This window comes from Reyranella sp., assembly GCF_044224635.1.
In the GTDB taxonomy this organism is placed as follows: domain Bacteria; phylum Pseudomonadota; class Alphaproteobacteria; order Reyranellales; family Reyranellaceae; genus Reyranella.
This window is the reverse complement of the sequence record NZ_JBGAKA010000019.1, coordinates 45,284-55,978: the sequence shown is the minus strand read 5'-3', so window position 1 is coordinate 55,978 and position 10,695 is coordinate 45,284. Positions and strand designations below refer to the sequence as shown.

The following is a 10,695-nucleotide window of genomic DNA, read 5'->3' as shown; positions in this document are numbered from 1 at the left end:
AAGGGCGCTCGCGGTCCGGAAGGAGAGTGCAGTAATGGCGCGCGCGAGGACGAGCGTCGATGCGAGCGAGCTCGAGAAGCTCGAATGGCCGTACGACTGGTCGCCGCCGTGGCGCACCGCGCGGCTGCTCGGCCACGAGCCGGCGGAGGCGGCGATGCTCGCCGCCCATCGCAGCGGACGGCTGCACCATGCCTGGCTGCTGGCGGGCCCACGCGGCATCGGCAAGGCGACGCTTGCCTGGCGCTTCGCGCGCTTCCTGCTGTGCGGGCAGGGAGGCGGCGGCCTGTTCGGCGATGCACCAGAAGGCCTCAGCGTGGCGGCCGATGCGCCCGGCCGCTCGCTGGTCGATGCGCGCTCGCATCCCGACCTGTTCCATCTCCGGCGGACCATGCATGAAAGGGAAAGCCGAATACGCTCGGAGATCGTCATCGAGGATGTCCGCGGCCTCGGCGCCTTCATGCACATGACGCCGGCGATGGGGCAGTGGCGGGTCGCCATCGTCGACGCCGCCGACGAGATGAATCGCAACAGCGCCAACGCGGTGCTGAAGATCCTCGAGGAGCCGCCGCCCAACGCCGTCCTGCTGATCGTGGCGCATGCGCCCGGACGCCTTCTGCCGACCATCCGCTCGCGCTGCCGCCGGCTGGTGCTGAAGCCCCTCGCCGACGAATTGGTGGTCCGCCTGCTGGCCGAGCACGCGCCGCAGATGCCGGCCGAGGAGCGCGCCATGCTGGCGCGGCTCAGCGACGGCAGCATCGGCCGCGCGCTCGAGCTCGCCAACGCCGGCAGCCTCGCGCTCTACCGCGAGATGGTGGGCGTGTTGGCGACGCTGCCCGAGCTCGACATGGTGCGCCTGCACGGCTTCGCCGAGCGCTTCGCGCGCCGCGGCGAGGAGGCGAACGCCGACTGGCGCTCTCTCGGCTACCTGCTCGATGGCTGGGTCAAGGGCCTGGCGCGCCGCGCGGCACTGGGCAGCGACGCTCAGTCGCAAGCCGCCGCCATCGCGCCGGCCGAGGCGGGCCTGCACGCCCGCCTGCTGGCCGCGGCGAGCCTTGATCGCTGGATGGAGGCATGGGACAAGGTCGCCCACTTGTTGTCCCGCGCCGACGTCATCAATCTCGACCGCAAGCAGACGGTGCTCGGCAGCTTCCTGGAACTCCAATCGGCGATGCGTTGAGGCGCTGATGATGGCGCTCCGGGAGGGGCGACAGTCCGGAGACGAGTCATCATGTCGGGCCGCAGCACCTATTACATCACCACGCCGATCTACTACGTGAACGACGTGCCGCATATCGGGCACGCCTACACCACGCTCGCCTGCGACGTGCTCGCGCGCTTCATGCGGCTCGACGGGCGCGATGTCCATTTTCTTACGGGCACCGACGAGCACGGCCAGAAGATCGAGAAGGCGGCCGCCGCCGTCGGCTTGGCGCCGCAGGCCTTCGCCGACAAGGTGAGCGTGTCGTTCCGCGACCTCGTCACCAGGATGAACTACAGCCCGGACAATTTCATCCGCACCACGGAGAAGCGGCACTACGCGGCCTGCCAGGCGCTGTGGGAGAAGCTCGCGGCGGCCGGCGACATCTATCTCGGCAAGTACGCCGGCTGGTACTCGGTGCGCGACGAGACCTACTTCGTCGAAGGGGAGACCGAGGTCGGGCCGGACAACAAGCGGCGCGCCATCTCGACCGGCGCCGAGGTCGACTGGGTCGAGGAGCCGTCCTATTTCTTCAAGCTGTCGGCCTGGGCCGACCGGCTGCTCGAATTCTACGAGCGCAACCCGCGCTTCATCGCGCCGGAGAGCCGGCGCAACGAGGTGATCAGTTTCGTGAAGGGCGGCCTGCAGGACCTGTCGGTGTCGCGCACCAGCTTCAGCTGGGGTGTGCCGGTGCCGGGCGATCCCAGCCACATCATGTATGTGTGGCTCGATGCGCTGACGAACTACATCACCGAGTGCGGCTACCCGGACGAGCGCGCGCCGTTGTGGAAGTACTGGCCGGCCGACCTGCACATGGTGGGCAAGGACATCATCCGCTTCCATTGCGTGTTCTGGCCGGCCTTCCTGATGGCCGCTGGCGTCGAGCCGCCGCAGCGCGTGTTCGCGCACGGCTGGTGGACCAACGAGGGCCAGAAGATCTCCAAGTCGCTCGGCAACGTGATCGATCCGGTCGAGCTGGTGAATACCTACGGGCTCGACCCGGTGCGCTACTTCCTGCTGCGCGAGGTGCCGTTCGGCAACGACGGCGACTTCCAGAAGCGGGCGCTGATCGGCCGGCTGAACGGCGATCTCGCCAATGCCTACGGCAACCTTTGCCAACGCGTGCTGTCGATCGTGGCGCGCAACTGCGGTGGCAAGGTGCCGGCCAAGGGTCCGCTGGCCGAGGCCGACACGGCGCTGCTCGAGCGCGCGGCCAAGCTGCTCGACCTCGTGCGCGCGGAGCTTGCGGAGCAGGCGTTCCATCGTGCCCTGACGTCGATCTGGGAAGTGATCGCCGACGCCAACCGCTACGTCGATGCGCAGGCGCCGTGGGCGCTCGCCAAGACCGATCCGGCGCGGCGCGACACCGTGCTGTGGGTGCTGGCCGAGACGATCCGGCGGGTGACCCTGCTTGTGCAGCCCTTCATGCCCGATGCCTCGGGCCGCATCCTCGACCAGCTCGGCGTTCCGCCCGAACACCGTCACTTCGCGGCCTTCGATCACGCGCTCGAGCCGGGCACGGCGCTGCCGCCGCCGCAGGGCGTGTTCCCGCGCTTCGTCGAGACGGCCAAGGCGGCGAGCTAGCCGATGCTGATCGACAGCCACTGCCATCTCGACTTTCCCGAGCTTGCCTCCGACGAAAATGGCGTGCTGGCGCGCGCCCGTACCGCCGGGGTGGCCGGCATGCTGACCATCGGCACGCGGCTCGACCGCTTCGAGGGCGTGCGCGCCATCGCCGAGCGCCACGACAACATCTGGTGCTCGGTCGGGGTCCATCCGCACGAGGCCAAGGAGGAGGGGCAGCGCACCCCCGACCGCCTGGTCGAGGCGACGCGCCATCCCAAGGTGGTCGGCATCGGCGAGACCGGGCTCGATTTCTACTACGAGCACAGCCCGCGCGCCGAGCAGGCCGAGAGCTTTCGCGCCCATATCGCGGCGGCGCGCCAGACCGGCCTGCCGCTGATCGTGCACACGCGCGACGCCGACGGCGAGACCGGCGACATCCTCGAGGAGGAGTTTGCCAAGGGGGCCTATGGCGGGCTGATCCATTGCTTCAGCTCGGGGCGTCGGGTGGCGGAGCGGGCGCTGGCGCTCGGTTTCTACGTCTCGATCTCCGGCATCGTCACCTTCAAGGCGGCCAACGAGCTGCGCGACATCGTGCGCGACATCCCGCTCGACCGGCTGCTGGTCGAGACCGACGCGCCCTATCTCGCGCCGGTGCCCAAGCGCGGCAAGACCAACGAGCCGGCGTTCGTCGCCCACACCGCGGCCAAGGTCGCCGAGCTCAAGGGCGTCAGCCCGGCCGAGCTTGCCGTGGCGACGACCGACAATTTCTTCCGGCTGTTCGCCAAGGCGGAGCGCGTCCGGTGCGGGTGACGATCCTGGGCTGCGGTACGTCGGGCGGCGTGCCCCGGCCGGGCGGGAAGGGCGGCAAGGGGGAGTGGGGAGCGGCCAACCCGGCCGACCCGCGCAACCGGCGACGGCGCTGCTCGATCCTGGTCGAGTCCCGCGACCGAACCATCCTGGTCGACACCTCGCCCGACCTGCGCGACCAGCTGCTCGGCGCCGAGGTCGAGCGCGTCGACGCCGTGATCTGGACCCACGAGCATGCCGACCAGGTGCATGGCATCGACGATCTCAGGCCTTACGCGCTGCGCCAGGGGCCGATCGAGGCGTGGGCCGACCGGCGGACCTTCGACATCCTGCGCCGCCGCTTCGGCTACTGCTTCGAGGCCGAGGGCGGGGGCTTCTACAATCCGATCTACCGGCACCGGCCGATCGAGGGCCCCTTCCTCGCCGCGTCCTGCATTCCGGTCGTGCCGTTCACCCAGGACCACGGCACCACGACCTCGCTCGGCTTCCGGTTCGGCCGGATCGCCTACGCCAACGACGTGGTCGCCCTGTCGACCGACGCTTTCGAGGCGATGAAGGGCGTCGAGGTGCTGATCGTCGACGCCATGCGCTTCCGCCCGCACCCGACCCACGCCCATCTCGACCTGGCGCTCGAATGGGTCGAGCGAGTCAGTCCACAGCGCGCCTTCTTGACCAATCTGCATGTCGACATGGACTATGCCGAGGTCGACCGGCTGACGCCGGCTCATGTCAGCCCCTGCCATGATGGAATGACGATTGAAACGGATGGAGACTGAATCAATAATAACAATGGCTTGCCGATGATATTTAATAGATCGCTCAAGGCGGGACAAAGGAAGCCCGGCCGGCGAATGTTCCTGCTGGCGGCGCTGGCCACCGGCCTTGTCTCCAGCCGGGCGTCCGCACAAGAGGCGTTGGACCCTGCCGGGCTGACGTTTCGTGACTTTGCGGTAAACGACAACGGCGCGAGCTTCACCCGCGGCGACCCGATCATCGCCGGGGGTCCCAACCAGGTATCGTCGCGCATCCTGGGCATCGATGCGGCTAACGGATTGGCGCGCGTGCAGTTCGCCTCGATCCGGGTCGACATGGCCTTGCCGCTTGGCTGGCAGGCCACCGAGGACTGGGAGCGGGGCGTTGCCTACAGCACCGACAAGCGCTTCCGCCTGATCATCTGGCGGGTCGATTTCGCCTTCGAGGGCGCCAAGGACGCCGAGCACTACGCGGCGATGAAGACCGGCTCCATTCAGGCCCGCCGTCCAACGATCCAGGCACGCGCCCGCAAGCTGGGTGACGGCACCTTCCTGATCGTCTACGAAAACGTCGCCCGGGCGCAGGGCGACAGCGAGACCCGGCAGGTGTTCGACCTGGTGATGCAGAAGCCGGGCAACCCGAAGGAGGGCGTCCTGCTGACGCTCGGCGTGCCCGCGAGCCAGGCCGAGCGCGGGTTGCGGTTGCTGGCACTCTTAAAGCGAAACATGACAATAATCTGGTAACTATTTGATAATAGTACCGTAGAAACATTTGTCATAATATATATTATACGATAATCGGATACAGGATCAGCCCCGAATGGACACCGCCCGCCCGACCGTCGAATCCCTGCCCGCCGAGCCCTTGGCACGGCTGCTGGCGGTGATGGCGTGGCTGCGCGATCGCCGGCACGGCTGCCCCTGGGACATCGAGCAGAGCTTCCGGACCATCGCGCCGTACACCATCGAGGAAGCCTACGAGGTTGCCGACGCGATCGCCCGCGGCGATCTGCCGGCACTCAAGGAAGAGCTCGGCGACCTGTTGCTGCAAGTCGTCTACCACGCCCAGATGGCGCACGAGGCCGGCGCCTTTGACTTCACCGACGTCGCCGCCGCCATTGCCGACAAGATGGTCGACCGCCATCCGCACGTCTTCGGTGACGCCAAGGTGGCGACCGCCGAGGCCCAGACGGTGTCCTGGGAGGCTCGCAAGGCGGCTGAACGGGCGGCCAAGAAGAGCGACGACGCTCGGCCGGCCGGCGCCCTGGACGGGATCGCCCTCGCCCTGCCCGCCTTGCTGCGCGCCGAGAAGATCCAGAAGCGAGCGGCCCGCGTGGGCTTCGACTGGAAAGACACCGCCCCGGTCATCGACAAGATCGAGGAGGAGCTGGATGAGCTGCGCGCCGAGCTGGCCAGGGGAACGGTCGCACAGGATCGGCTTACCGACGAGCTGGGCGACGTCCTGTTCGCCGTCGCCAATCTCGCCCGGCACCTCAAGATCGACCCCGAGGCCGCCCTGCGGGCGACCAACGACAAGTTCGAGCGCCGCTTCCGCTACATCGAGCGCCGCCTCGCCGAAGGCGGCCGCACGCCGAGCAACGCCACCCTGGAGGAAATGGAAGCGCTCTGGCAGGAGGCAAAGAGCGGCGTGTAGGCACTGCTGACGACGCGGCGCTCTTCTTCACCCACCTCCCCAGCTTCGCTGGGGAGGTGTCTCGGTAATCCGAGACGGAGGGGTCATAGGCCTCAGTCCCGCCGCTCATGACCCCTCCGTCCGCGATGACGCGGACACCTCCCCAGCTTCGCTGGGGGAGGAGAATGAGAAGGGCCCTTGTCAGTGTTTGTCGCCGTCCACCGCCAGGTTGGCCAGCAGCGGCTGGCGAACGGCGTTGAACAGGCGCTGCGCCTCGGCCAGGATGGCGGGCGATGGTGCGGTGATCAGACCGGCATTGACCGGCTGCGCCGGGCTGTAGGCCTGGCCGTCGAAGCGCACCGCGCCGCCGCCCGCCTCGGCGAGCATCAGGGTGCCGGCGGCGTGGTCCCAGGGCTTGGTCATGCGGTACAGGCTGAAGTCGGCCGTTCCCGCGAGGATGTCGAGGTACTCGTTGCCGGCACAGGCCAGCGTCGACACCCTCCCGAGCCCGCGGCGCTGCGCCGGCGGCAGGTTGCGGTCGAAGGCCTTGCGTATCTTGTAGCCGACGTAGCCGACCAGCGGCCGCCCACCCGGTGCCGGCCCAAGCGACGCCCCTTCCAGGGTGACGCCCTGACCTTCGATCGCGATCGCCATGCGTCCGTACGGCACGTCGAGGATCCACCCGGCGATCGCCCGCCTGTCGCGCACCAGGCACACGATCATGGCGAACCGGTCGCGACCGGCCGCAAAATTGGCCGTGCCGTCCAGCGGGTCGACGATCCAGCAAGCTTCGTCCGGGCGTCCGATCAGCTCGATCAGGCCAGGGTCCTGCTCGACCGCTTCCTCGCCGACGACCGGCACGCCGGGCAGGATCTTTGCCAGGCCGCTGGCCAGCCGCTGCTCGGACGCGACGTCGGCCACGGTGACGACGTCGCCAGGCCGCTTCAGGCGGACGTCATCCTTGGCCAGGGCGCGGAAACGCGGCAGCAGCTCGACCGCCGCGGTGCTGCGCATCAGCTCGGCGACCCGTTCCGCATCGCCCGAGCCGAGCATGGCGTCAGCCGAGGATGCCGAACAGATCCTCTTCCTTCAGGATGACGTGGTCGACGCCATCGAGCTTGACCTCGGTGCCCGACCACTTGCCGTACAGGACCTTGTCGCCGACCTTGACGTCGAGCTGGTGCAGGCTGCCGTCTTCCATGCGCTTGCCTTTGCCGACCGCGACCACCTCGCCCTGCATGGGCTTTTCCTGGGCAGTGTCGGGAATGATGATGCCGGCCTTGGTCTTGGTTTCGGCGGTCATCGGCTTCAGCAGCAGGCGATCGTGCAAGGGCTTGAATTTCATGACGTTTTCCTCGTCTGGAACGGGCTGCTTATAGGTAGGCCCGGCGCTTTGTGTCAACGCGCCAGGTCGGGATTGAACAGTCAGTGCTTGACCGGTCGATGCTCGACCAGCCGGCGCTCGAGCTGCGCCGCGGCGGCCGGATCCAGCGCCACCGTCAGGCGGGCGAGCTCGCCGTCGTCGTGCCGGCTGCGCACCTCGCCGTGGCGATAGAGCCAGGCGATGGTGGCACCGTCGCTGAGCGGCACCGCCACTTCGCGCGTCTCGCTGGCGCGGCCGAGATAGTCTTCGACCGCCTCGAGCAAGGCATCGACCCCCTCGCCGCTCACCGCCGAGACGGGATACTGGCGCGCCCGCTCTGCCCCGGTCGCGCAGCGCACCCGCAGGGCCTCGCGTGCCTCTTCGGGCAGGGCATCGATCTTGTTCAGCGCCTCGATCAACGGCCGGACCGCGCTTCCGATGCCGCCCTCCTCGCTCACGCCGAGCTCGCGCAGCACGGCTTCGACATCGAGCCGCTGGCGCTCGCTGTCCGGGTGCGAGATATCGCGCACGTGGACGATCAGGTCGGCCTCGATCACCTCCTCAAGCGTCGCCCGGAACGCCGCGACCAGATGGGTCGGCAGGTCGGAAACGAAACCCACCGTATCGGAGATCACGCATCCCAGGCCGTTGGGCAGCTTGATGGCGCGCATCGTCGGGTCGAGCGTCGCGAACAGCAGATCCTTGGCCATGACCTCGGCACCGGACAGGCGGTTGAACAGCGTCGACTTGCCGGCATTGGTGTAGCCGACCAGCGCCACCGTCGGGAGGCGGGCCTTGCGACGCCCGGCGCGGTTGACGGAGCGGGTCCGTCGCACGCCCTCGAGATCGCGCTTGATGCGCACGATGCGCTCGCCGATCAGGCGACGGTCGATCTCGATCTGCGATTCGCCGGGGCCGCCCAGGAAGCCGAAGCCGCCGCGCTGACGCTCGAGATGGGTCCACGAACGCACCAGCCGGCCGCGCTGATAATCCAGCGCCGCGAGCTCGACCTGAAGGCGCCCTTCATGGGTACGCGCGCGCGCGCCGAAGATTTCCAGGATCAAGCCCGTGCGATCGATGACCTTGGTCTGCCAGGCCTTCTCGAGGTTGCGCTGCTGCACCGGCGTCAGTCGATCATCGACGATGACGAGGCCGATGCTCTCGCTCTCCACCGCTTCCTGCAGGCGCTCGACCGCGCCCTTGCCGAGCAAGGTCGCGGGCGTCCGCCGACGCAACGGCACCGCTTCGGCCAGGCGGACGTCGAGATCGATGGCGCGCGCCAAGCCGACGGCCTCCGCTACCCGCGCCTCACGATCCCGCTCCTCGCCGCGCCCGCCGCTCGCGACCGGGCACACGACCGCCGCCACCGTCGCCGGCCGGGCGGTATCGACCGCCTTGCGTCTCTGACCGTCGTGGTGCTCTTTGCCTTGAACTTCGTCCAAATCAGCCTGCTGCATCGGCTTTATCGCCGTCGAACAGCTGCACCGGCGTCACCGGCATGATGGTCGAGATCGCATGCTTGTAGACAAGCTGCGAATGGCCGTCGCGGCGCAGCAGGACGGAGAAATTGTCAAACCAGGTGACGATCCCCTGCAATTTGACGCCGTTCACCAGGAAGATCGTGACGGGCGTCTTGTTCTTGCGAAGGTGGTTCAGGAAGACGTCCTGAACGTTCTGTGCCTTCTCGCTCATGTTCTTGGCCTCTTGTTGGGCAGCCGGCCACCGTGAGGGTGCCTGTTCGAAGGGTGCAGGCCAGGACCTGCGACCGAGTTAAGCCGAATATAGGCGACGAACGGTTCAAAGCAATGCCGCAAGCTCATGACAATTGCGCGCGCGAAGCCCGGGCGGGTGGCGCAGGAACATCTCCGACAGCGCTTCCGGGCCTCCGACAAGCACGGGCAGACAGCCCGCGGCGTGCGCACATTTCAGGTCTGCCGGGGTGTCGCCGACCATCCATACCGTCTCATCGGGGGCAATTCCCGTGCCATCGAGCGCCCTCAGGATCGGGTCGGGCGCCGGTTTGTCGCGCAGGCAGTCGCGCGCGCCGACGGCACGCGATATCCACCGTTGCCAGCCGAGATGCGCCAGCTCGGTCCGCAGATTGTCGCCCACCTTGTTGCTGACGACCGCGACATAGCAACCGAGATCCCGGCAGCGCGCCAGCAGATCGTCTGCACCGGGCAGCGGCTGCAGGCGCTCCAGATGGATGCGATGGAAGGTCTCGTAGAAGACCTTCTCGGCCTCGCCGGCGCGCTCGCCGAACAAGGTGGGGAAAACGTCACGCAGCGAGCCGTGCGCCCGCGCCCGCACCTCGTCCGCCGTCCATGGCGCCACGCCGAGCATGGTGAAGGTGTCGTGGTAGCACTCGACGATCGTCGGCCAGGTGTCGACAAGGGTGTTATCCCAGTCGAACAGAATTGCCCGGGGTCTCGCGTGCCGACCTGCGAGCGTCACGTGACCGCCTCGCCCGACGCGGAAAACCGCACGTACTCCTCGCGCAGGCGGCGGGCGGTCGGGCCGACCCGGCCGTCACCCACCGGCTCGCCGTCGATCTTCACGACGGGCGTCACGAAGGACGTGGCGCTGGTGATGAACGCCTCCTTGGCCTTCCTGGCTTCGGCCAGGGTGAACGGACGCTCCACCAGCTTGAGCTGCAGCGCGCTGGCGAGCGACTTCAAGGTATGGCGCGTGATGCCCGCCAGGATGCCGTGGTCGGTCTGGCGGGTCACGAGCTCGTCGTCCTTGGTGACGATCCAGGCATTCGTCGAGGCGCCCTCGGTGACACGGCCCTCGCTGTCCACCATCCAGGCCTCGAAGGCGCCGCTCTCGCGGGCTGCCTGCTTGGCGAGCACATTGGGCAGCAGCGCGACAGTCTTGATATCGCAACGCGCCCAGCGGATGTCGGGGGTCGTCTTCACCGCGACGCCCTGCCCGGGATCGGCCTCGGCGCGCTTGCGATGCTGGGTGGTGATGACAAGCGCCGGCTTCACCGGGCCGGTCGGGAAGGCGTGATCGCGACGCGCCACGCCGCGCGTGACTTGCATGTAGATCAACCCGTCGCGCAACCGGTTGCGGCGCATCAGCTCGCGCAGGATGAAGCCCAGGACCGGGCGCGAGACCGGCCAGGCGATACGCAGCTCGCGGAGCGAGCGATCGAGGCGGTCGATGTGCGGTGTCTCGTCGATCAGCCGGCCATCGCGCACGCCCACGACCTCGTAGACGCCATCCGACAGTTGATAGCCGCGATCCTCGATATGGACGTGGGCTTCGCGGTGATCGACGTAGCGTCCGTTTACATAGGCATAGCGCGCCATGGCCAACTCCTCATTGAACGCAGTCGCCCCTCTTCTGTCATCCTGAGCGAAGCGAAGGATCT

General features: G+C 68.0%; 12 protein-coding genes. 6 read left to right on the top strand and 6 right to left on the bottom strand.

Annotation, left to right across the window (positions count from 1 at the left end; all coding sequences use genetic code 11):
* Positions 1-34: 34 nt before the first annotated feature.
* The 6 genes from ACILR9_RS18025 to mazG all read left to right on the top strand — a co-directional run bounded on the left by ACILR9_RS18025 (position 35) and on the right by mazG (position 5,977).
* A complete protein-coding gene (locus tag ACILR9_RS18025) occupies positions 35-1,177 on the top strand; it encodes a DNA polymerase III subunit delta' (protein ID WP_395711335.1) in 1,143 nt (380 codons plus the stop codon).
* Between the two features lie 51 nt (positions 1,178-1,228).
* Positions 1,229-2,782 (top strand): methionine--tRNA ligase, encoded by a 1,554-nt coding sequence (gene metG, locus ACILR9_RS18020; RefSeq protein WP_395711334.1) that lies wholly within the window; start codon positions 1,229-1,231, stop codon positions 2,780-2,782.
* A 3-nt stretch (positions 2,783-2,785) separates the two neighbouring features.
* Positions 2,786-3,574 (top strand): TatD family hydrolase, encoded by a 789-nt coding sequence (locus ACILR9_RS18015; RefSeq protein ID WP_395711333.1) that lies wholly within the window; start codon positions 2,786-2,788, stop codon positions 3,572-3,574.
* The gene (locus ACILR9_RS18010; RefSeq protein WP_395711332.1) at positions 3,565-4,347 is read left to right on the top strand and encodes an MBL fold metallo-hydrolase; all 783 of its coding nucleotides are present in this window, start codon (positions 3,565-3,567) and stop codon (positions 4,345-4,347) included. Before ACILR9_RS18015 ends, ACILR9_RS18010 begins: the two co-directional genes overlap by 10 nt.
* Positions 4,348-4,422: 75 nt before the next feature.
* The gene (locus ACILR9_RS18005) at positions 4,423-5,067 is read left to right on the top strand and encodes a hypothetical protein (protein ID WP_395711331.1); all 645 of its coding nucleotides are present in this window, start codon (positions 4,423-4,425) and stop codon (positions 5,065-5,067) included.
* A gap of 76 nt (positions 5,068-5,143) precedes the next feature.
* Positions 5,144-5,977 carry a nucleoside triphosphate pyrophosphohydrolase gene (gene mazG, locus ACILR9_RS18000; protein WP_395711330.1) on the top strand — a complete coding sequence of 278 codons (834 nt, stop codon included), beginning with the start codon at positions 5,144-5,146 and terminating at the stop codon, positions 5,975-5,977.
* Between the two features lie 180 nt (positions 5,978-6,157).
* Here the strand turns inward: mazG and ACILR9_RS17995 are convergent, their stop codons facing one another.
* The 6 genes from ACILR9_RS17995 to ACILR9_RS17970 all read right to left on the bottom strand — a co-directional run bounded on the left by ACILR9_RS17995 (position 6,158) and on the right by ACILR9_RS17970 (position 10,633).
* Positions 6,158-7,009, bottom strand: a complete 852-nt coding sequence (locus ACILR9_RS17995; protein ID WP_395711329.1) for an inositol monophosphatase family protein — start codon at positions 7,007-7,009, stop codon at positions 6,158-6,160.
* A gap of 4 nt (positions 7,010-7,013) precedes the next feature.
* Positions 7,014-7,301 carry a co-chaperone GroES gene (locus ACILR9_RS17990; protein ID WP_395711328.1) on the bottom strand — a complete coding sequence of 96 codons (288 nt, stop codon included), beginning with the start codon at positions 7,299-7,301 and terminating at the stop codon, positions 7,014-7,016.
* Positions 7,302-7,381: 80 nt separating this feature from the next.
* Entirely contained in the window at positions 7,382-8,761 is a 1,380-nt protein-coding gene (gene hflX, locus ACILR9_RS17985) for a GTPase HflX (protein WP_395711327.1), read from the bottom strand.
* A gap of 1 nt (position 8,762) precedes the next feature.
* Positions 8,763-9,011 (bottom strand): RNA chaperone Hfq, encoded by a 249-nt coding sequence (gene hfq / locus ACILR9_RS17980; protein WP_020696000.1) that lies wholly within the window; start codon positions 9,009-9,011, stop codon positions 8,763-8,765.
* 105 nt (positions 9,012-9,116) lie between these two features.
* Positions 9,117-9,773: an HAD family hydrolase gene (locus ACILR9_RS17975; RefSeq protein ID WP_395711326.1), complete on the bottom strand. Its 657-nt coding sequence runs from the start codon at positions 9,771-9,773 to the stop codon at positions 9,117-9,119.
* Positions 9,770-10,633 (bottom strand): D-amino-acid transaminase, encoded by an 864-nt coding sequence (locus ACILR9_RS17970; protein ID WP_395711325.1) that lies wholly within the window; start codon positions 10,631-10,633, stop codon positions 9,770-9,772. The genes ACILR9_RS17975 and ACILR9_RS17970 overlap by 4 nt, the downstream gene beginning before the upstream one ends.
* Positions 10,634-10,695: the final 62 nt, after the last annotated feature.